This window comes from Microbacterium sp. AC132, from assembly GCF_979258525.1.
In genome coordinates this window covers 692,679-711,550 of sequence record NZ_OZ409862.1, presented here as the reverse complement: position 1 = coordinate 711,550, position 18,872 = coordinate 692,679, and the positions used below count along the sequence as shown (strand labels likewise).

Genomic DNA, 18,872 nt, shown 5'->3' with positions numbered 1-18,872 from the left:
ACCCCGGGATCTCAATGGGCCGATACGCTGAGCGACATGACTTCCTATGACGAGATCATTCAACTGCTGTCCGGTGTCGAAGACTTCGAGCTCAATCTCGGCGACGCCACCGTCGTGGTGCGTCGAGACTCGCCCGAGTCGTGGATCGTCTACCTAGAAATGGAGTACATCGGTCGTTTCGCACGACACGAGGAGGATCGTGCGATCTTCTTCAAGTCCGAGGCCGCAGGCGATCCGACCGTCACCGAGTGGGTGAGTGACAACCCTCTGACGGTGATTAGCCGCCTGGTCGACGTTCGCGACTGAAGCGCGCAGGTTCGAACTGTAGCTCCCCACCGTCCTCCGGGGCGGGTGGGGCTTTTTCATGCTCCGCCGGTAATCATCGAGCCTCTTGCGCGTCTCCGACTCGTCGAATCTGACTGATTACACGGCATATCCGACGGATCGTTGAACGCGTCATGAAACACAGACCCCGAGCCGACCTACGGTTTCGCCATGGGAACACGACGAGCTCGAGGCACAGGGACGATCTTTCGCGACGACCGAGGCTACTGGAAGGTTGCCCTGCCTCTGCCACCCAAGGATGGGAAGCGCCGGCGCCAGGTAAAACGCTTTCGAAAGCGTGCCGACGCGATGGCGTTCCTGCATGAGTACGAGCGATCGCGCAGCGGCACCGATCTCCCGGGCGCTTCGGAGTACCCGTCCGGCGTGGGCGTAACGACCGTCGGAGAGTGGTTCAACTACTGGATCTACGAATGCGTCTACCCGCAGTTGCGTCCCCGGACTGCGGACGGTTATCGGAGTGCGGTCGACACGCACATTGTGCCCAACCTTGGTGCGTCCACTCCCTTGGTGGCGATCCGCGCCGCCGACATCCGCAGGATGCAGCATGTGGTGAGGCAGGACCGATCGCCCACGACGGTTCGCAACGTGCACACGATCGCGGGCCGTGCGTTCGATGCAGCCGTGCGCGAGGAAGAGATTCAACGGAATCCGGTTCGACTGGTCGAACAGCCGCGGCCTGCGCGCCCCCAACTCGATGTACCGACCACCGCTGAGGTGAAGCATCTACTGACCGTGCTCAGGACGCGGCCCGACGGCTGAAGTGGATGACGTACATCCTCACCGGGGCGCGGCGAGGAGAAGTCGTCGGCCTCGAGGTCGACAGAGTCGGCACCCATCTGGACATCAGCTGGCAGCTGCAGACACTGAGGCGCGGCGATACCGGCCGACCGATCGCCCCGTCCGACTTCGAGTACCGCCACCTCTACGGAGGCTTCTTCCTCACCCGTCCGAAGTCGAGAGCGGGGTGGAGAGCGGTTCCGCTCATCAGCCCACTGAGGGAGATGATGGAGCACCACCTCGCCACGAAGGAGCCCAACGAGTGGGGGTTGGTGTTCACGCGCAAGGGCCGCCCGATCGACCCCAACATGGAGACGCGCCTCTGGCCAGCAGTCCAACGCGAGCTACTCGGCGCCGATCGGCACGTCCGGCTGCACGACCTCCGCCACGCCGCCGTCGACCTTCTGTACGCGGCCGACGTCCCTGAAGAGCTCATCGTCGAACTAGTGGGGCACTCCACCCGCGCCATGACTCGGTCTTACAAGAGTCCCGCACACCTCGACCGCCTCACTCGCGCGATGTCGAACGTGGAGAAGTTGATCGACTAGCCCCATGGGGCAAACGATGGGGCACCGTTGACGATATTGCTTGCACCCTGGGGTAGTTGCTTCGATCGCTGTCTCTCGCGACCCTTGATTTCTAGCGCCTAGAAGCTCCCGGACGGATCTCCTTGTATGTATGCACGTGGGAGTTCGAATCCCTCACTCGCCACCATGGGGTATTCCCGGATCTCGAGGATTTTGTTCTCGTATCTCAGAATGCCAGGTCAAACGAGGAAAGCCCCCGGGAATACCGGGGGCTTTCCTCGTTTCGGTGCCAGTTCTGCTTCTTGCGTGAGCTGTCGGCAGGCCGCCCAGAGGTCCCTGGGCTGGCTGGGTCGCACTGTGCGCGACCGTTGGGCAGTGGCAGCTCAACCGATGAGACAACAGGCACGACGAGAGCGTCGCAGGGCGAGCTCAGTCTCGACGTAGCAGGCCCTCAGGTAGGCGATCCCCTGGGGAGAGCCAGAACCTGAGGGCGACGGCGCCGCGGCCGAATCCTGAGTTTCGCCCGCTGGCACCTCAAGCAGGAGTAGGGCAGTCGGGGGTATCCGTGGGAATCGCGAAAGGAACGCGTGGGAAACGCGTAGGAATCGCGGGCCCCGATCCCTGTAAAGGGTAGGACTCGGGGACACGGGAAAACCCAACCCTCTGTTCGTTGTTCTCGATCACGAGATCCACGAGCCGGAGAAACGCCCCCGTCCTCGGGGGCGTTTCCTTTTCACGGCGTGCTCACATCGCAGGAACCAGGACGCGATCGATCGTGTGGATCACTCCATTGTTCGCGGTGATGTTCACCCGCCACAGCACCAGGGCCGGGTCCCGCAGGGTGGGGCTCTCGTCACGCAAGAAGACGCCGCGCGGCCGGACGACCCCGCCGTTGGCCATGGTGAGCGACTTCGACGTGATGACCTTGATCGGGCCCAGCTTCTTGCCCGCGACGACGTGGTACAGCAGGATGTCGGCGATCTGGTCGGTGGTGAAGGCGGTCGTGAGCGTGGTCAGTGCCGCCGCCTCGGATGCGGGTGCGGTGCCCGTCAGGTCGGACACCAGCCGCAGGAAGGCTCGATCGTTCGGAGCGAAGACGGTGAACGTTCCCGCCGGATCTGCGAGCGTGCTGTCGAGGCCGGTGGCGAGCACCGCCTGGACGAGCAGGTCGTAGTCGTTGGCGTTTCGGTCTGGAGCGCCTCCTCCTGAGGCGGTGACGAGAACATCGACGATGCTCCCCGAGGGGCGTGCTGTCTCGGCTGCCTGAGCGGGCGCGGCGGTCAGGACGAGGGCGAGTGCGGCCACCCCTGCGAGGGAGGCGCGGATCTTTCCAGTCATCGTTCAACTCCATTGTCGATCGGGGTCACGGCGAGGGTCGTGACACAGGGTTATTCCGCTGGTCACCGCCGTTTGGATGCACCGGCCGCGAAGTTTCTCTGAGCTGTCTCGGAGAGCGGAAGACAGTTTCTGGACTGTATTCAAAAACATATGGACAGAGTGATCGGGGGCGCGCATAATCGCTTCAACACCACCGGGCACCAGCGAAGGAGCACCCCATGAGTGATGAGAAGGAAACGTCCGAACTGTTCTCCGAGGCCTCGGGGCCGAGTGGAGCATCGATCACGGACTGGACGGATCTCGGCCGAGAGATGTGGGCCTATCTGACCGGTCGCGGAGCGGCGGTCAACTACACGTTCGAGGACATGACCGTGGAAGTCCCTCGGGACATCGGGCCGGATGCGCCTCGCGCGACGTGGAAGTTCAACGGCACGCTGCGCGTGACGACCAGCGACAGCGAGTCCGGCGAGAGCCGGCCGGCCTGACGGCCTGCCACCATGATCCGTCTCGATATCGACCTGAAGGTCGAGCACGTCGCTTCGGACGGCGCATCTCCGACTCGCTTCACGGTGCGTGCCGCGGGTCGGGCGGTCGTCATCTCGTTCGAGTCCACTGCGGGCCTCACCGGCATGGGTCGCCGCGAGCTCACGCAGCTGGCACCTCTCGCCGATGCCTTGTCGCGACGAGGCCTCAGCGTGCGTGTGGAAGGGCCGAAGGGGACTCTGCTCCAGCTCGGCGACGTCAGGTCAGGGCCTGTCGGCCGTGCGATCGCCGGGTCGTCGCACATCAGGCTCGGACATCTGTCGGCGCTGCTCTCGGAGGTGAAGCAGCGGGACGATGGCAGCCGGTTCCGCCTCCCCGCCCCGCCGCCCACTCTCTTCCCCCTCGTTCCCACGTTGGCACGTCGGGTGCCGCGGCGGGTGACGACCACCCACTACCTTCCCGGATCCGGTCGACCACGGCTGATCTTCGCGGTCGGGAACGGCGACTGGAACAGCACCAGGCCGCGTGAGTTCGATCTCCTTCCCGGACGGACGACGATCGGCTCGGGCAAGGACGCCGACCTGCGGCTCGAGGGAGTGGAGGCGCTGCACGCCGAGGTCCGCCACAACGAGGACGACGAGTACGTCCTGTACTCGTACGCCCCCACCGGCGGCGGGCGGCCCAATCTGCCGCACAGCTCGGAGGATGCCCGGATTCTGCGCACCGGATCGCGGATCGAGATCGGATCCTGGCGGCTGGCGTTCTATCGTGAGGAGTTCGCCGATCACGGACGCCCCTTCGGAGGGCGTCAGGGTGGCGAGTACGCCTTCCAGAGGCAGCAGCCGATTCGACCGTACGGATCGGGGGAACTCGGCTGAACAGACGCACACGAGAGGTACCGGACATGAGTGACCAGACACGGATCGCGCAGCTCGAGAAGGAGCACGTCGAACTCGTCCTGCGCCGCTTCGACCGCAGGGACGCATGGGAGCTGGGTCGCTCGATCGCAGAACGGGCATTGGCCGAGGGTCACCCGGTCGCGGTGGACGTGCGCACCCCGTCAGGGGTCCTCTTCCATGCATCTCTGCCGGGCGCGACGGCCGACAACGACGCATGGGCGGCGAAGAAGGCGGCGACCGCTCTCAGGTTCGAGACCAGCACTGCCCTGCTCGAAGCGCGCATCGAGAATGGCGGCCGGGACATGTACGAGCCGGGATGGCTCGATCCGGTCGTCTACGCGGTCGCGGGTGGGTCGGTGCCGATCCGCGTCGACGGTGTGGGTGTCGTCGCGGTCGCGACGGTGTCGGGACTTCCGTCATCGGACGACCACGACCTGGTCGTCGAGGGGATCGCAGGGCTGGGTCTGCTCACGGAGTAGCGGCGCGGATCTCGATCTCCGCGTATGGATAGTGGCAGTCGCCGGTCGCACCTGATCGCTCGCAATCGAGATCGGGTACGAGCATCAGCATCGGCGTCCCCGTGAGATCGGGCGGCACCTCGACCGACACCGAGGTCGCTCCGACCTCGAGACGTGAACCGGTGCGCAGATCGCCCTCGGGGGAGCGGATGATCACCTCGCCCGCCCAGAGCTCGTCGAGGCACTCGGGGGGATGCACTGACACGGAGACCGTCTGCCCGGCGGTGGCTGACAGTGGATCGACCGTCAACATCACAGCCACGCCATCGCAGCTGAGAGGGCTCGCACGAGGGGCGTCGCTGACCGAACCGGCGCCAAGGGTCGTCTCAGCAGTCGACGCATCGTTCGCAGGCTGAGTTCCGCCGGAGGAGGGCGAGCAGCCGGTCAGCCCGACGCTGAGCGTCGTCGCCGCGACCAGGATCCGCACAGCGCGCCACATCGAGTTCTTCATGACTCAGAGTGTCGCGGGCCGAGGAATCGTCTCAGTAGTCCGGGTGCAACCGCAGCCGTGACGCGATCTGAGCGGCCTGCTCAGCCGGCGTCAGAGCGATGTCGATCTCGATGGCCCGCTCGTCCGCCTCCAGGGGTTCGAGCGTCGCGAACTGCGAGTCGAGCAGTGTGGCGGGCATGAAGTGCCCCTGGCGGCGCAGCATCCGCTCGAGGATCAGCTCGCGCTCGCCGGCGAAGTGCACGAACGTGACCGCATCCCGGCGAAGCACGTCGCGGTAGCTGCGTCGCAGGGCGGAGCAGGTCACGATGCCGGGCTCGCCGGCGTCGATGCGCTCATCGATCCACTCGGCGATGCGGTCGAGCCAGGGCCAGCGGTCCTCGTCGTTCAGAGCGTGGCCGGCAGCCATCTTGGCGACGTTCGCCTCGGGATGCAGGTCGTCGCCCTCTTCGAACGCCCAGCCGAGACGGCCGGCGAGCATCGCTGCCACGGTCGACTTTCCGGTGCTGGCGACGCCCATGAAGACGAGGACGGGTGCGTTGACGGACATCATGGCGCGCTCAGACGAACATGCTCAGGACGAGGACGCCGGCGAGACCGGTGACGGAGATGAGGCATTCGAGTACTGTCCATGACTTCAGAGTCTGCGGGATGCTGAGGCCGAAGTACTCCTTGATGAGCCAGAAACCCGCATCATTGACGTGCGACAGGAACACCGAGCCCGAGCCGATCGCCAGCACCAGCAGCGCGACCATGGGGGAGTCGAGGGTCTCGGTGAGCGGCTGCAGGATGCCGGCGGCGGTGATCGTCGCGACGGTCGCGGATCCCGTGGCGATGCGGATGACGACGGCGACCAGCCACGCGAGGATCAGCACGGAGACGGACGACCCGGAGACGAACTGGGCGATCACGTTGCCGATGCCGGTGTCGACCAGCACCTGCTTGAATCCGCCACCCGCGCCGACGATCAGCAGGATGCCGGCGATGGGGCCGAGCGACGAGCCGACGATGTCGTTGATCTTCGTGCGGTCGAATCCGGCGCCGCGGCCGAGGATGAAGAATCCGGCGAGCACGGCGATGAGCAGGGCGATGACCGGCGTGCCGAGGAAGTCGAGCGCGACCTTCCACGGGGCGTCGGAGCCTGCGGCCGAGATGTCGGCGACAGCCTTGGCGAGCATGAGGAACACGGGGAGCAGGATGCTGAAGAGCGTCGCGCCGAACGACGGGCGGCGACGCTGCTCGATGCCCTCGTCCTCGTCCGTCACGAACAGCTCGGGGACCGGGACGTCGACCCAGCGCTCTGCGAAGCGGGCGAACAGCGGCCCAGAGATGATCACGGCGGGGATCGCGACGATCACACCGAAGGCGAGGGTGAGGCCGAGGTTGGCTCCGAGCGCGTCGATCGCGGCGAGCGGGCCCGGGTGCGGCGGCACGAGGCCGTGCATGGCCGAGAGGCCGGCGAGCGTCGGGATCGCGATGCGCATGAGTGGCGCCCCGGAGCGCCGTGCGACGAGGATGATGACCGGCACGAGGAGCACGAGGCCGACCTCGAAGAACATCGGGAGACCGATGACCGCACCGATGAGTCCCATGACCCACGGCAGCGACCGTGCGCTGGCACGGCTGACGAGCGTATCGACGATGCGGTCGGCACCACCCGAGTCGGCGAGGAGCTTTCCGTAGATGGCACCGAGGGCGATCAGGATTCCCACCCCGCCCATCGTGGTGCCGAATCCGGTCGAGAAGCTGGTGACCGATGCCGCGATGTCCATGCCGGCGATCGCGCCGGTGGCGAGCGCGCCGATGGTGAGCGACAGGAAGGGATGCAGCTTCACCCACGTGATGAGGACGATGATGATCGCGATCCCGAGCACTGCGGCGGTGATCAGCTGACCGGCGGGGCGGTCAGGGGCTGCCGTGTCGGCGACTGCCGTCATGAGCGCGTCGGCGGCGGGGGTGAAGAGTGCCATGAGCTTCCTTGATCCGGGCGTGGTTTACGACCTTATGCCGTACATAATAAGCACGCATACCACGTCATGCGCAACATAACCGAAACAATCGCCTGAGACGTCCCACGTCAACGACCCTGTGGCGGGCATACTCGACATATGACCGTCGCCGGCCCTGCAAGCCCTGTCCACGACTCGCTCGTCGCCGAGCTCGGTCGCGCGATCGTCGACGGCGAGCACCCCCCGGGGTCGCGGATGCTGACGGTGGAGCTCGCTCAGGAGCGGGGAGTGTCCCGCTCCGCCGCCCGTGAGGCGGTGCGGGTCCTCGAGTCCTTCGGTCTTGTCTGGGTGCGGCGGAAATCGGGTGTCGAGGTGCGGCCGCGCGCCGATTGGAACGTCTACGCGCCCGAGGTGATCGCGTGGCGACTCGCGGGCCCCGGTCGCGATGAGCAGCTTCGGGAGCTCAGCCAGCTCCGTTCCGTGATCGAACCGCTCGCTGCACGACTCGCTGCGGTGAACGCGACGTCGGAACAGAAGGTCGAGCTCGTCTCACTCGTCGTCGCGATGAGCGAGGAGGACCACGAGGCCGACCGAGAGCGCTATCTCAGCGCGGACATCAGGCTTCACCGTCTTCTGCTGGATTCGTCCGGCAATCGGATGCTCGCCGCTCTGGGCGGCATGGTCGAGGCGGTGCTCAGGGGGCGCACAGCGCATGACCTCATGCCGCACGTGGCCAATCAGAGCGCTGTGCAGTGGCATCGGGATGTCGCGTTTGCGGTTGCGGGCGGAGATGCCGATGCCGCCGCGTCAGCGATGCGGAGCATCGTCATGGAGGCCGACGAGGCGATGCAGCGCGCTGCCGAATAGCCGAAGAGCGGCATACTCAGCCGATATCTCGGTATACGTCGGCTTTCGCAGTATTCCGGAATCGTTCGCAGACCTACGATCGGATCGCGGAGAGTTTCGCGTTCTCGGGGGAGGCCGGCGATGGAGCAGGGGACAGGCGGACGTGCGCGCGGCGCGCGTCTTCCCCTGCACATGCTCGATCGTCCGCGGCTGACGGAGATCTTCGATCGAGGGCATGCCCTGACGGTCATCAGCGGCCCCGCCGGAGGTGGGAAGTCGGTTCTGCTGAGCCAGTGGGCGACGGTGCAGGAAGAGCGAGCGGCTGCTGCGGTGCGACTCGGGTTCGACGAGAGCGTCACGAACGAGCACCTCATGCTTCGCGAGATCCTGACCAAGGTCATCGTCCAGGACTTGATCGCTGATCGGAGCACCGCTCGCTCGGCGCTGCGTGGGTTCGACAGCGTCCGGGATCCGGGCGGCGAGCTCGCGCGTCTGCTCGGCGACCTGAGTCGCCCGTGCGTCCTACTGATCGACAATGCGGAGCGGGCCGATGAGCGGTCGTTTCTGGAGCGGGCTCTCGATCTTCTCGACGCCGCACCGCTCCTGCGGATCGTCGTGGCGACGCGCCGCTCGACGGTGACGCGGACGCTGCAGATGCTCGCGTCCGCGGACGTGTGCGTCGTCGGACCCGCGCATCTCTTCTTCACGTGTGACGAGGCTCGAACGGTGGTGGAACGCGTATCCGGTCAGGCGCTCCCGCCGCATCCGCTCAGTGAGGAGAGCGCACTGCCCCTCGCAGCCCGGGCGTTGGGCCTTGCTCTCGCGACCCATCGGGACCCGGTCGAGATCGCCGCCGTCGAGGTGCAAGGGCTCGCTGATGCTCTGATGGCCAGCCTGATCGGTCCGGATGCTCCGGCCGACTTCCAGGAGTTCCTGCTTCGGACTTCGGTGCCGGGGAGAGTGACGCGCGAGATCGTCCGGCGTCTCGGCTGGCCGGATGGCGGGGACGAGCACCTCGATCGGGCCGAGCTCTACGGACTGGGCATGTGGGAACCGGCGGATGACGGTCTCGGGTTCGTCTACACCCCGCTGCTGCGCGCAGCGCTCGCGCGCCGACTCGATCAGCGGCCACTCGACGCCGTGGCACCGATCCGCCGAACAGTCGCGCTGTGGGCTTCCGAGCACGGCCGCCATCTCGAGGCGCTGACCAATGCGATGAGAGCGAGGGACTACGTCCTCGCGGTGCGCCTCGGGCGCAAGTCCTGGTTCATCCTCTCCCGGTCGAGTCCGCGCGAAGTCGAGACGCTGCTGCGTCGCGAGAATCCTCTCGTGCTCGCGCGTCATCCGCTGCTCGGCATGCTGCTGGCTTTGGTCCTGCTGCGTCTCGGTCAACGGCTGCGCGCGTTCGCCTATTTCCAGGGCGCCGCGCTGTCACTCGGCCGCCGGGGCATCGACGATGACCCCGTCGAGCGGTTCTGGATGCTCAGCGCGAAGGCGCTGGCCGAGCGGTTCGCCGGGCAGTTCCGGCGATCCGGGATGTCCGCCGATCTGGTTGTTCAGGTCTTCCACACGATGGATGCCGAGCAGCGTGCGGAGTGCACCGGATTCGCGGCGCTGCTGCTCAGCAACTGCGGGCTCAGCTTCCTTCAGCTGGGTCGGATCTCGGATGCCATCGAGGTCCTGGAGCTCGGAATGACGATTCAGGTCGCGCATACCGTCATGATCCTCGAAGACGGTGTCGGTCTGCGGATGCCCGATGACGACGGCGGCTGGTATCACTGCGCTGCGACTCTCGCCGGCGTATACACCCTGCGGGGACGGCTGTCCGATGCGCGGCGGGTCCTCGACGAGATCGACGGCGCCGATCCGCCGCCCGCCTGGCGATCGGAGCAGTTCGGGATACTGGAGCAGATCGCCCACGCCGTCATCGCCATCGCGGCGCTCGATCTCGACGAGGCCAGACGCCGTACGGATTCGATCGCACACCACCTGGGAACGACGGAGCTCTGGCCCTACCTCGTCTGCGTTCAGAGCGAGATCGAGGTGCGCGAGGGGCGCGCGGCCGAGGCATCGCTGGCCATCGCCCATTCGCTCGGACGGGGCGTGAACTCGGCGGTCTCCGACTACGGATCGTCCCGGCTGACTGTCGCGCAGGCGATGGCGTCGCTGGCGCTCGGCGACCAGACGGCGGCCCGACGGACTGCGGCCGGGCTCCCCGGCGATGATCCGGCTCGGCTCGCCGTCGAGGCGTTCGTCGCGCTCCTCACCGGTGACGACGCGCGTTCCTACGCCGCGGCCGAGGTCGCCCAGGCCGAACGCGACCCGGACCTCGACCGGCTCTGCCTCGCAGCCATCACGTCCTCAGCCGCGGCAGCACGGTTGGGCAGGCGTGAGGCATCTGCCCGCGCGATGTCTCGCGCCGTCGCCGTGATGCGAGAGCAGCGCTCTCAGGCTCCGCTCGCGCTCTTCGCCGGTGACGTGCTGAGCGAGGTGCGCGAACTGTGCGCGCCGACCGAGCAGGAATTCCTCGACTCCTATCTCGCGCGCGCCTCGGACGGATGCCCGTTCCCGGCGCTGCCGCCCCCGGTCAGGCTCACGTCGAGAGAACTCGCGGTGATGCGAGAGCTGCGGACGACGTCGTCCACCGACGCGCTCGCCGCGGCACTCTTCGTCTCACCGAACACGGTGAAGGTCCAACGTCGCAGCGCATATCGCAAGCTCGGTGCGTCGAACAGGGAGCAGGCTCTTCTGCGCGCCGCAGAGCTGGGGCTGCTCGAGGAATGAGCGACTGACCGGTCGATCGAGGCGCACCCCGAGTTCGGGTGACGCGCGGTGCGCCTCAGAGTCGGGAGCGTGGGAGGGGTGAACCTGGGGGTTCGTGCTCTCGTCGACCTGTGTTCACGATAGGTGCGGGCGCGTCGGGGTCGTGAGGGAGCGCATCCAACACGCGGTATTTCGCCCTGGAACTCACCCTGGCCGCGCCTCGCCGCGATCTCGGACGCCTGGTCGCGACCCCATGCGCACCGGTGTTCATAGACTGGAGCGATGCGAGCGCTCACCGAAGCAGACGTCCGTGCCTCGTTCGTCAATGCGGATGCCGACGAGCTGCGGGTCATGGAGATGCCCCACGACTTCGTCCTGATCGACTGGGACTACCTGGATTTCTTCGCGTGGCGAGACCCGAGTGCGGGTCGGCGCGGCTACGTGCTCACTCAGCACGACGGTGAGGTCTCGGGGTTCGTGCTGCGAGTCTCGGACCCCGGCCGAGGTCGTTCGGGCATGTGCAACATCTGCCACACCATGCAGCCGGGAAACCAGGTGGCGCTCTTCTCAGCACGGCTCGCAGGCGAGGCCGGTGAGCGGGGCGACTCCGTCGGCACCTACATGTGCGCCGATCTCTCCTGTCACGAGAACGTGAGACTCGCCCACCCGCTCGCCCCGAACGAGATCCTCGCCCCCGGACAGGTGGATGTCCGTCTTGACGGCACGAGGCGGCGAATGGAGGCCTTCGTGGGCCGCGTGAGGCAGCAGGCCTGATCACGGTTAGCCTGGTCGCATACGTCCTGCGCTCGAAGGAGAAGCCATGAACGATGCCATCCTGTTCACCGTCGATGAGGGGCTGGCCCGGCTCACACTGAACCGTCCGGCACGGCTCAATGCCTTCAACTCCGATCTGGCGCACGCGTGGCGCGACGCGACGGCCGAGGCGACGTCGCGCACGGATGTGAAGGCGATCCTGATCGATGCGGCGGGCCCCGCGTTCTGCGCCGGCGGTGATGTCATCGAGATGGCGACGACGATGGGATCGGGTGACGAGATCACGGCCCTGGCCGAAGTCATCAACGCAGGCATCCGGTCGCTGACCGAGTCTGCGGTGCCGGTCGTCGCCGCAGCCCACGGGACGACCGCCGGCGGCGGGCTCGGCATCCTGCTCAGCAGCGACTACGCCGTGGTCGGCTCACGCTCTCGGCTGGGCAGCCTCTATGCGAACATCGGGCTGACACCCGACCTGTCGGTCTCGGCTCAGCTCGCTCGAGCGGTCGGACAGCGCCGCGCGCTGCAGCTGGTGCTGCAGGACCGCCTCCTGACGGCCGCGGAAGCCGTGGAATGGGGCCTCGTCGCAGAGGCCGTCGACGGGGCCGACTCTGCGGACGAAGCCGACCGGGTGAGAGCACGTGCGGAAGAGATCGCCCGCTTCTGGCTCGCCGGTGCGGCTGAAGCGTACGGTCACGCGAAGCGCCTCGTCCGCTCTCAGCCCGAGCGGACGTTCGCCGAGCAGCTGAGCGAGGAGGCGCGCTCGATCGGCGCCTCCCTGGCGACCCCGGACGCTCAGGCCCGGATCGCCGCGTTCGCCGCGGCATCCGCACGCAAGGGCTGATTCCCGCGGGAGCCGGTTCGCCCCGATGTATCCACGGATCATGTCGAGGCTCCTGCCTCCGCGCCGGCGCATGCAAGGATGAACGCAACGCCGCTCAACGAGAGGAACGCGATGTCGCAGCCGGAGATCACCCAGCAGCCCCCCGCGCTGGTCGAGAAGAAGAACATGTCCCTTCTCATCAGAGGGGCGATCTGGATCGCCATCGGCGCACTCATCGCCGCGGCGCTCGTCTGCGTCGTCTGGGTTCTGATCGGTGATCAGGACGGGCTGATCGGGCGGGCATTCCTCACGATCCTCCTGCTCGCCGCGTTCGCAGGGATCGCGATCCTCGAGGCGGGACTCGCCCCCAACCGTCCCGACTGGCTCGCGCTGTCGAGCATGGTCAGCTGGATCGTGGCTCTGCTGGTCGGAGCGGTCAAGATCTGGCTGCCCGAGGACGACGCGTTCTTCACCGGTGCAGAGCGCTTCTTCCAGCTGCTGCTCGTGGTGGGAATCCTCCAGCTCGCCCTGCTGCATGTGAGGCTGTTCACTCCGGCCGCGCAGCGTCACGTGACGACGTTCACCCGCATCATCTACATCGCGACGATCGTGTTCCTCGGCGGCCTCGTGGCCATGCTGATCTTCTTCCTCACCTTCCCGCACACCTTCGACTACGGCGAGCTGTACTGGCGAATCGTCGTCGCACTCACGATCCTGGCCGCGGTCGGAACCACGTTGATCCCGCTGCTCAACGCCCTGTTCGCTCCTCGCAAGCCGGCCGGCGCTCGTGCCGCCGCCGCGGCGCAGAGTGTCGCAGCCGCTCCGGCATGGCCGACCTACGCAGACGGTGTGACGCCCCTGCCGGTGCTGCCCGACGGCTCGCCGGACTGGAATGCCTACTACACCGGCCACCCGTCGCCGCAGCCGCAGCAGGCGCTCCCTGTCGCTCCCGCGCCGCAGGGGTTCCCCGTCGCGCCGTTCCCGACCGCGCCTGAGCCGTACTCGCAGGGCCCGGCGACGCCTCCGGCTCCGCCCGCGCCCGCGGCTCACGACGCCTATCCGCCGGCTCCCACTGCTCACGACGCCTACCCGCCGGCTCCGCCGCTGCCTCCCCAGTGAGCATCGAACTCGAACTGGCTGACCTCGCCCGCCGGATCGCACGCGAGGCAGGCGACCTGGCGCGGCACCGTCGCGACGAGGGCGTGCACCTCGCCGCCACGAAGTCGACGCTGGCGGACATCGTCACCGAGGCCGATCGCGAAGTCGAAGCGCTCGTCCGCGACCGGCTGAGGGTCGCTCGACCCGGCGACGGCTTCCTGGGCGAAGAGTCGGAGGCTGAACCCGGCGTGACCGGCATCACCTGGGTCGTCGATCCGATCGACGGCACGGTGAACTACGCATACGGAATCCCCTCCTATGCCGTGAGCATCGCGGCAGTGAGGGGCAGCGCAGTCGCGGGGGAGTGGGAGGCGCTCGCCGCTGCCGTCTACGCGCCCGCAACCGCCGAGATGTTCACCGCCGCTCGAGGTCATGGCGCCTTCCTGGGAGACGTGCGGCTGTCGGTCACGACCGAGACGCCGGCGGGAGCGCTGCTCGCCACCGGATTCGGCTACGACCCCGCGACGCATGACGGCGACCTCGCGACCGTGCGCAGGATCATGCCGATCGCGAGAGATCTCCGCCGCGCAGGCTCTGCCGCCCTCGACCTCGCTTTCGTGGCCTCCGGGCGGCTGGACGGCTACTTCGAGCGCGGCCTGAAGCCGTGGGATCACGCGGCAGGCGCGCTGCTGGTCACCGAGGCGGGGGGCGATGTCTCGCTGATCGACCGTGCCTCCGCGAGACCCATGCTCATCGCGGGTGGCACTGAGGTCCATCAGCGCGTCCTCGATATTCTTCGAGATGAAACGTGAACGATTCATGGCATTCACAGGTGGATCAGGCTAGGGTTTATCCGATCGTTACTTTCATCGGCCCGAATCGGTGAAGGTCGTAAGCGCCCCCGAGCTTGACGTTTGAACCCGAGAGAATCTGATTTGCCCTTCGAGAATCCCCAGGCTGCCTCTGCGCCCACGCGCCGCTCCAGCCGTCCCCGCACTGCGGCCTTCGAGGCCTCCGCGGCAGGAGTGACGGAAGCCGTCTCCGAAGCCGCGCCCGTCTCCGAAGCCACGGCCGTCCCCTCCGAGGCTCCCCTGTCTCGTCGTGCCGCCCGCCAGCGACTGAACACCGCAGAGGTCTTCATCGCCGCGACCGCGGTCGCGGCGGCGTCAGCAGCATCCGACTCCGCCGACGTCGTCGTGAGCGAGACGGCTGAGGCTCCCGCGGACGTCGCCGAGCCGATCGTCATCGAGCCGATCGTCGCCGAGCCGATTGCGATGCCCGCAGCAGCCGAGCACGATCAGCCCGACTCGGAGCGCGCGGACGACGCAAGCCACCGTTCGAGCGACGAGGATGCCTTCGAGACGGCTGCCCGTGCATTCCGTCGCGTGGCACCCGAGGCCGCGGCCGAGCCCGCCGAGGACCCGACGGAGGCCGCCGAGGCTGACGAGACTCCGGTCGAGCATGTCGTGCGCCGTCGCCCGTCTGCACGCAAGTTCCTCGCCGTCGGCGCGACCGTCGGCGTGATGAGCCTCGCCGGTCTCCTCGCCGTCGGCATGACCCTTCCTGCCGAAGCCGTCGCCGCAGTGCAGGGAACGCCATCGCTCGCGGCGACGTCCCTCGTCGCTGCATCGGGTACGGCGTCGAAGGCTGCATCCGACGACGAGATCCAGGCGTTCGTCACGTCTTCCGACGTGCAGAACGAGCCGCTCGCGCGCTCCGACAGCTTCTCGAGCGTGTCTCTCATCCAGGTGGCATCGGAAGAGGGCATCAACTACTCGAACGAGGTCTTCACCAACGACGCCGAGGCTGCCATCCAGTGGCCGTTCAAGGTCGGCGTGGGTATGAGCTCGGGATACGGCATGCGCTGGGGTCGTCTGCACGAGGGAATCGACTTCGTCCCCGGTGAGGGAGCGCCCATCCAGGCGATCGCCGACGGCGTGGTGCGCATCGCCACCGAGCAGGGCGGCGCCTACGGCGTCACCGTGTACATCGACCACGTGATCGACGGACAGATCGTCACGAGCCACTACTCGCACATGCAGTACGGCTCGCTGCAGGTCAAGCCCGGGCAGACCGTGAAGGTCGGCGACGTCGTCGGCCACACCGGAAACACCGGTCGTTCCTACGGAGCGCACCTGCACTTCGAGATCATCATCAACGGCGGCACGATCGATCCGTTGCCGTGGTTGCGCGAGAACGCGGGTCGTACCTCGTACTGACACCTCGATTTCATGAGGACGCCACAGTGATGGTATTCTCGTGTGGTTGCCCCGCGAGGGGCAGCACGCCCCGATAGCTCAGTGGCAGAGCACTTCCATGGTAAGGAAGGGGTCGTCAGTTCAATCCTGACTCGGGGCTCACAGCGTTCGTATCTGCGATGCGGATGCGGTGTGGCAGGGTAGCTCAGCTGGTCAGAGCGCACGACTCATAATCGTGAGGTCGCGGGTTCAAGCCCCGCTCCTGCTACAGATGAAAACCCCCGGGATTCCCGGGGGTTTTTGCGTACCCGGGCTCAGGATCGACCGAGACGCACTGCGGGCACGATGTTCGCACGGTGCCCACCCGATCGGGTGAGGTTCGGCGTGCGCGATGTCAAGGGGATGCCGTGGCGAGGCCTGCGGCGGTCACACTGGTCGTCAAATACCCGGACGATAGGAGCGACTCATGTCAGACCCCCAGGCAGCACCGGACGAAGGCGCCGAGATCGACGCGACCGGCGTGGACGCCGACTTCGTGACGAACGACCCGGACCCCGAGGTCGACCCCGCCACCCCGGGTGAGAGCCAGAAGGCCGACGGCGACAATGCGGATCACCCGGACGAGCTCGAGGTCGGCGACCTCCCCTGACCACGCACGAAAGACGGGCCCGCTCCTCATCTGAGGAGCGGGCCCGTCGCTCGTGAAAAGTCAGCGACCGGCGGGCGGGATGTCGCGCCGACCGGCTGCGATGCGGTCCTCGTCGCCGGGGGCGGCGTCACTTCGACCGGAGCCGCCGCGCTGCTCCGCCTCGAGACGCTCCGCCTCCTCGCCGCTGATGGCCTCGCCCCGAGCGACGAGCCCCGCCTGATCCGACAGCGGGATCTGCTTGAGGAACAGCGAGAGCACCAGAGCGAGAGCGATGAAGGGCACCAGGTACCAGAAGACCGGTGCGAGGGCATCCGCGTAGGCCGTGACGATGCCGTCCCTGACCTCGTCCGGCAGCGAGTTCAGCGTCGCGGGGTCGATCGTCGACGCCGCCTGCGAGGCGGCATCCGGTGATGCTCCGGCGTCGGCGAAGACGCCGAGCAGGTTCTCGGTCAGGCGGGTGGTGAAGATCGTGCCGAAGACGGCGGTTCCGAGTGATGCACCCACTTCGCGGAAGTAGTTGTTCGTGCTCGTCGCTGTGCCGATCTCGCCGGCGGGGACGGCGTTCTGCACGACCAGCACGACGACCTGCATGATCAGGCCCAGACCGGCGCCGAACACGAAGAGGAAGGCGCAGATCAGCCAGATCGGCGTCTCGGCCGAGAGGGTGGTCATCGAGATCATCGCGATGCCCGTCAGGATCGTTCCGACGATCGGGTAGATCTTGTACTTCCCCGTCTTCGAGATCGCGATGCCTGAGAAGATCGACGTTCCGATCAGTCCCACCATCATCGGGATCATCAGCAGACCGGATGCGGCGGCCGACGTGCCCGACGACATCTGCAGGAACGTCGGGACGAACCCGATCGCCGCGAACATCCCGATGCCGAGCACGAGACCGATCGCGGTCGCGTTGACGAAGATCGGATTGCGGAAGAGGCTCAGCGGGATGATCGGGTCCTGCACCTTGGCCTCGGTGATGACGAATGCGGTCGCGGCCACGATGAGCCCGGCTCCCCAGGCCCATGTGGCGAGCGAATCCCAGCCGAACTCCTTGTCGCCGCCGAAGTCGGTGAAGAAGATCAGACAGGTCGTCGCTATCGAGAGGAAGATGACGCCGAAGATGTCGATCGGCTTCTGGGCCTTCTTGCTGGGCAGCTTCAACGCGACGAGGGCGATGATGAAGGCGGCGATTCCGACCGGGATGTTGATGTAGAACGCCCACTGCCAGGTGAGGTGGTCGACGAAGAACCCGCCGAGCAGGGGGCCGGCGACGGCCGACAGACCGAAGACGGCGCCCAGGGGACCCATGTACTTGCCGCGCTCGTTCGCGGGGACGATGTCGGCGATGATCGCCTGCGACAGGATCATCAGACCGCCGCCGCCGAGGCCCTGCAGTGCGCGGAAGATCACGAACATCCAGAAGTCGGTGGCGAAGGCGCATCCGACGGACGCGAGCGTGAACAGCGCGATCGCGACGAGGAAGAGGTTGCGTCTGCCCAGGACGTCACCGAACTTGCCGTAGATGGGCATGACGATGGTGGTCGCGAGCAGATAGGCCGTGGTGATCCAGACCTGGTGGTCGACGCCGCCGAGCTGTCCGACGATGGTCGGCATGGCGGTCGAAACGATCGTCTGGTCGAGGCTCGAGAGCAGCATGCCCGCTATCAGGGCGCTGAAGATGATCCAGATGCGGCGCTTCGTGAGCAGGAAGGGCGCATCCTTGGTGGCGGTGGCGGACATTCAGTGGGCTTTCTGTGATGGTGCGAACACGGTGCGAGCGATCTCGAGGCGTCGGCTGACGAGGTCGCTGAAGGAGTCGGTCGAGTGGTGGTGCAGCAGCTGGTCCATGCACAGGCGCACCAGGGCGCCGACAGTGTGGACCATGACCTCGGCGCGCAGCGCGGCATCGTCGCCTCCACCGCTTCGCTGAACGACGAGCTCGCCGTCGCGCCTCTCGTTCTTCGCCAGCTGCTCGAATGCGGCCTTGAGCAGTCGAGGCTCCTGCTCGATCACCGCGAACAGGGCCGGTGCGTCGTCGAGGGGATTGAAGAGCTCGAATCGCGCGATCGTCAACCCGATGAAGTCGTCGAGCAGCTCGCCGTCCTGCGCGACGAAGGCGGCCTCGAGCGCTTCCTGTCGCGAGTCGATCGCGGCGAACCCGAAGACGGCGTTCTCCTTGCTCTCGAAGTAGTTGAAGAACGTACGCCGGGAGACGCCGACCGCAGAGCAGAGCTCCTCGACGGTGAAGCCGGCGAAACCGTGCTCGGTCGTCAGTCGGCGAGCCTCGTCGGTGAGTGCGCGGGACGTCTCCCTCTTGCGCTGCTCTCGCAATGAATCTGCACTCTCGCTCATGAAGTGCAATATTGCACTCTGAACCTAAGAGTGCACTGTGAGCTCCGTGCTCCGATCGTGTCGAATCCGTAATATTTACGAAACACTC

20 protein-coding genes and 2 tRNA genes are annotated in these 18,872 nt (G+C 66.8%); 16 read left to right on the top strand and 6 right to left on the bottom strand.

All coding sequences use genetic code 11. The features are described 5' to 3' along the window. The first annotated feature begins 36 nt into the window (after positions 1-36). The 3 genes from ACZZZQ_RS03345 to ACZZZQ_RS03335 all read left to right on the top strand — a co-directional run bounded on the left by ACZZZQ_RS03345 (position 37) and on the right by ACZZZQ_RS03335 (position 1,670). A complete protein-coding gene (locus tag ACZZZQ_RS03345) occupies positions 37-306 on the top strand; it encodes a hypothetical protein (RefSeq protein ID WP_463506884.1) in 270 nt (89 codons plus the stop codon). Between the two features lie 189 nt (positions 307-495). Beyond that, entirely contained in the window at positions 496-1,104 is a 609-nt protein-coding gene (locus tag ACZZZQ_RS03340) for a tyrosine-type recombinase/integrase (protein ID WP_463506883.1), read from the top strand. A 5-nt stretch (positions 1,105-1,109) separates the two neighbouring features. Continuing rightward, positions 1,110-1,670 (top strand): tyrosine-type recombinase/integrase, encoded by a 561-nt coding sequence (locus tag ACZZZQ_RS03335; protein ID WP_463506882.1) that lies wholly within the window; start codon positions 1,110-1,112, stop codon positions 1,668-1,670. Positions 1,671-2,393: 723 nt separating this feature from the next. Here the strand turns inward: ACZZZQ_RS03335 and ACZZZQ_RS03330 are convergent. After that, on the bottom strand, positions 2,394-2,987 hold the full coding sequence (locus tag ACZZZQ_RS03330) for a fasciclin domain-containing protein (RefSeq protein ID WP_463506881.1): 594 nt from the start codon (positions 2,985-2,987) through the stop codon (positions 2,394-2,396). A gap of 218 nt (positions 2,988-3,205) precedes the next feature. Between ACZZZQ_RS03330 and ACZZZQ_RS03325 the strand changes: the two genes are divergently transcribed. The 3 genes from ACZZZQ_RS03325 to ACZZZQ_RS03315 are packed head-to-tail and all read left to right on the top strand — an operon-like array spanning position 3,206 to position 4,848. Then, positions 3,206-3,472 carry a hypothetical protein gene (locus ACZZZQ_RS03325; RefSeq protein ID WP_053098914.1) on the top strand — a complete coding sequence of 89 codons (267 nt, stop codon included), beginning with the start codon at positions 3,206-3,208 and terminating at the stop codon, positions 3,470-3,472. A gap of 12 nt (positions 3,473-3,484) precedes the next feature. Then, positions 3,485-4,348 carry an FHA domain-containing protein gene (locus ACZZZQ_RS03320; RefSeq protein ID WP_463506880.1) on the top strand — a complete coding sequence of 288 codons (864 nt, stop codon included), beginning with the start codon at positions 3,485-3,487 and terminating at the stop codon, positions 4,346-4,348. Between the two features lie 26 nt (positions 4,349-4,374). Further along, entirely contained in the window at positions 4,375-4,848 is a 474-nt protein-coding gene (locus ACZZZQ_RS03315) for a heme-binding protein (protein ID WP_053098916.1), read from the top strand. Here the strand turns inward: ACZZZQ_RS03315 and ACZZZQ_RS03310 are convergent. The 3 genes from ACZZZQ_RS03310 to ACZZZQ_RS03300 are packed head-to-tail and all read right to left on the bottom strand — an operon-like array spanning position 4,838 to position 7,305. Continuing rightward, on the bottom strand, positions 4,838-5,338 hold the full coding sequence (locus ACZZZQ_RS03310) for a hypothetical protein (RefSeq protein ID WP_463506879.1): 501 nt from the start codon (positions 5,336-5,338) through the stop codon (positions 4,838-4,840). The genes ACZZZQ_RS03315 and ACZZZQ_RS03310 overlap by 11 nt on opposite strands. Before the next feature lie 31 nt (positions 5,339-5,369). Then, positions 5,370-5,885, bottom strand: coding sequence for a gluconokinase (locus ACZZZQ_RS03305; protein WP_372984381.1), 516 nt, complete (start codon positions 5,883-5,885; stop codon positions 5,370-5,372). 10 nt (positions 5,886-5,895) lie between these two features. Further along, positions 5,896-7,305, bottom strand: coding sequence for a GntP family permease (locus ACZZZQ_RS03300; protein ID WP_372984322.1), 1,410 nt, complete (start codon positions 7,303-7,305; stop codon positions 5,896-5,898). 138 nt (positions 7,306-7,443) lie between these two features. Between ACZZZQ_RS03300 and ACZZZQ_RS03295 the strand changes: the two genes are divergently transcribed. The 10 genes from ACZZZQ_RS03295 (at position 7,444) to ACZZZQ_RS03250 (ending at position 16,432) form a co-directional block, all read left to right on the top strand. Next, positions 7,444-8,151, top strand: coding sequence for a FadR/GntR family transcriptional regulator (locus tag ACZZZQ_RS03295; protein WP_400340394.1), 708 nt, complete (start codon positions 7,444-7,446; stop codon positions 8,149-8,151). Positions 8,152-8,271: 120 nt separating this feature from the next. Beyond that, the gene (locus ACZZZQ_RS03290; protein WP_463506878.1) at positions 8,272-10,914 is read left to right on the top strand and encodes a LuxR C-terminal-related transcriptional regulator; all 2,643 of its coding nucleotides are present in this window, start codon (positions 8,272-8,274) and stop codon (positions 10,912-10,914) included. 261 nt (positions 10,915-11,175) lie between these two features. Next, complete coding sequence (locus tag ACZZZQ_RS03285; RefSeq protein WP_053098921.1) at positions 11,176-11,667, top strand: FBP domain-containing protein; 492 nt, start codon at positions 11,176-11,178, stop codon at positions 11,665-11,667. A gap of 46 nt (positions 11,668-11,713) precedes the next feature. After that, a complete protein-coding gene (locus tag ACZZZQ_RS03280) occupies positions 11,714-12,508 on the top strand; it encodes an enoyl-CoA hydratase/isomerase family protein (RefSeq protein ID WP_463506877.1) in 795 nt (264 codons plus the stop codon). Positions 12,509-12,586: 78 nt separating this feature from the next. Beyond that, positions 12,587-13,606 carry a hypothetical protein gene (locus ACZZZQ_RS03275; protein WP_157538099.1) on the top strand — a complete coding sequence of 340 codons (1,020 nt, stop codon included), beginning with the start codon at positions 12,587-12,589 and terminating at the stop codon, positions 13,604-13,606. Next, positions 13,603-14,397, top strand: a complete 795-nt coding sequence (locus tag ACZZZQ_RS03270; protein WP_072590834.1) for an inositol monophosphatase family protein — start codon at positions 13,603-13,605, stop codon at positions 14,395-14,397. The genes ACZZZQ_RS03275 and ACZZZQ_RS03270 overlap by 4 nt, the downstream gene beginning before the upstream one ends. A 123-nt stretch (positions 14,398-14,520) precedes the next feature. Beyond that, the gene (locus tag ACZZZQ_RS03265; protein WP_400340399.1) at positions 14,521-15,804 is read left to right on the top strand and encodes a peptidoglycan DD-metalloendopeptidase family protein; all 1,284 of its coding nucleotides are present in this window, start codon (positions 14,521-14,523) and stop codon (positions 15,802-15,804) included. A 67-nt stretch (positions 15,805-15,871) separates the two neighbouring features. Then, positions 15,872-15,943 (top strand) — tRNA-Thr (locus ACZZZQ_RS03260). Positions 15,944-15,977: 34 nt separating this feature from the next. Beyond that, a tRNA-Met gene (locus ACZZZQ_RS03255) sits at positions 15,978-16,051 on the top strand. Between the two features lie 198 nt (positions 16,052-16,249). Then, the gene (locus ACZZZQ_RS03250) at positions 16,250-16,432 is read left to right on the top strand and encodes a hypothetical protein (RefSeq protein WP_053098926.1); all 183 of its coding nucleotides are present in this window, start codon (positions 16,250-16,252) and stop codon (positions 16,430-16,432) included. Positions 16,433-16,492: 60 nt separating this feature from the next. Here ACZZZQ_RS03250 and ACZZZQ_RS03245 read toward each other — a convergent pair whose 3' ends face one another. Continuing rightward, positions 16,493-18,172 (bottom strand): MDR family MFS transporter, encoded by a 1,680-nt coding sequence (locus ACZZZQ_RS03245; protein ID WP_187250040.1) that lies wholly within the window; start codon positions 18,170-18,172, stop codon positions 16,493-16,495. Further along, positions 18,173-18,784 carry a TetR/AcrR family transcriptional regulator gene (locus ACZZZQ_RS03240; protein ID WP_285364993.1) on the bottom strand — a complete coding sequence of 204 codons (612 nt, stop codon included), beginning with the start codon at positions 18,782-18,784 and terminating at the stop codon, positions 18,173-18,175. Between the last annotated feature and the right edge of the window lie 88 nt (positions 18,785-18,872).

Excerpts from the sequence above, each read along its gene's own strand:
- ACZZZQ_RS03285 (WP_053098921.1), top strand. The coding sequence starts at position 11,176 with ATGCGAGCGCTCACCGAAGCAGACGTCCGTGCCTCGTTCGTCAATGCG.
- ACZZZQ_RS03320 (WP_463506880.1), top strand. The coding sequence starts at position 3,485 with ATGATCCGTCTCGATATCGACCTGAAGGTCGAGCACGTCGCTTCGGAC.
- ACZZZQ_RS03300 (WP_372984322.1), bottom strand. The coding sequence starts at position 7,305 with ATGGCACTCTTCACCCCCGCCGCCGACGCGCTCATGACGGCAGTCGCC.
- ACZZZQ_RS03290 (WP_463506878.1), top strand. The coding sequence starts at position 8,272 with ATGGAGCAGGGGACAGGCGGACGTGCGCGCGGCGCGCGTCTTCCCCTG.
- ACZZZQ_RS03310 (WP_463506879.1), bottom strand. The coding sequence starts at position 5,338 with ATGAAGAACTCGATGTGGCGCGCTGTGCGGATCCTGGTCGCGGCGACG.
- ACZZZQ_RS03245 (WP_187250040.1), bottom strand. The coding sequence starts at position 18,172 with ATGTCCGCCACCGCCACCAAGGATGCGCCCTTCCTGCTCACGAAGCGC.
- ACZZZQ_RS03315 (WP_053098916.1), top strand. The coding sequence starts at position 4,375 with ATGAGTGACCAGACACGGATCGCGCAGCTCGAGAAGGAGCACGTCGAA.
- ACZZZQ_RS03335 (WP_463506882.1), top strand. The coding sequence starts at position 1,110 with ATGACGTACATCCTCACCGGGGCGCGGCGAGGAGAAGTCGTCGGCCTC.
- ACZZZQ_RS03280 (WP_463506877.1), top strand. The coding sequence starts at position 11,714 with ATGAACGATGCCATCCTGTTCACCGTCGATGAGGGGCTGGCCCGGCTC.
- ACZZZQ_RS03295 (WP_400340394.1), top strand. The coding sequence starts at position 7,444 with ATGACCGTCGCCGGCCCTGCAAGCCCTGTCCACGACTCGCTCGTCGCC.
- ACZZZQ_RS03325 (WP_053098914.1), top strand. The coding sequence starts at position 3,206 with ATGAGTGATGAGAAGGAAACGTCCGAACTGTTCTCCGAGGCCTCGGGG.
- ACZZZQ_RS03330 (WP_463506881.1), bottom strand. The coding sequence starts at position 2,987 with ATGACTGGAAAGATCCGCGCCTCCCTCGCAGGGGTGGCCGCACTCGCC.
- ACZZZQ_RS03340 (WP_463506883.1), top strand. The coding sequence starts at position 496 with ATGGGAACACGACGAGCTCGAGGCACAGGGACGATCTTTCGCGACGAC.
- ACZZZQ_RS03250 (WP_053098926.1), top strand. The coding sequence starts at position 16,250 with ATGTCAGACCCCCAGGCAGCACCGGACGAAGGCGCCGAGATCGACGCG.
- ACZZZQ_RS03345 (WP_463506884.1), top strand. The coding sequence starts at position 37 with ATGACTTCCTATGACGAGATCATTCAACTGCTGTCCGGTGTCGAAGAC.
- ACZZZQ_RS03305 (WP_372984381.1), bottom strand. The coding sequence starts at position 5,885 with ATGTCCGTCAACGCACCCGTCCTCGTCTTCATGGGCGTCGCCAGCACC.
- ACZZZQ_RS03275 (WP_157538099.1), top strand. The coding sequence starts at position 12,587 with ATGAACGCAACGCCGCTCAACGAGAGGAACGCGATGTCGCAGCCGGAG.
- ACZZZQ_RS03240 (WP_285364993.1), bottom strand. The coding sequence starts at position 18,784 with ATGAGCGAGAGTGCAGATTCATTGCGAGAGCAGCGCAAGAGGGAGACG.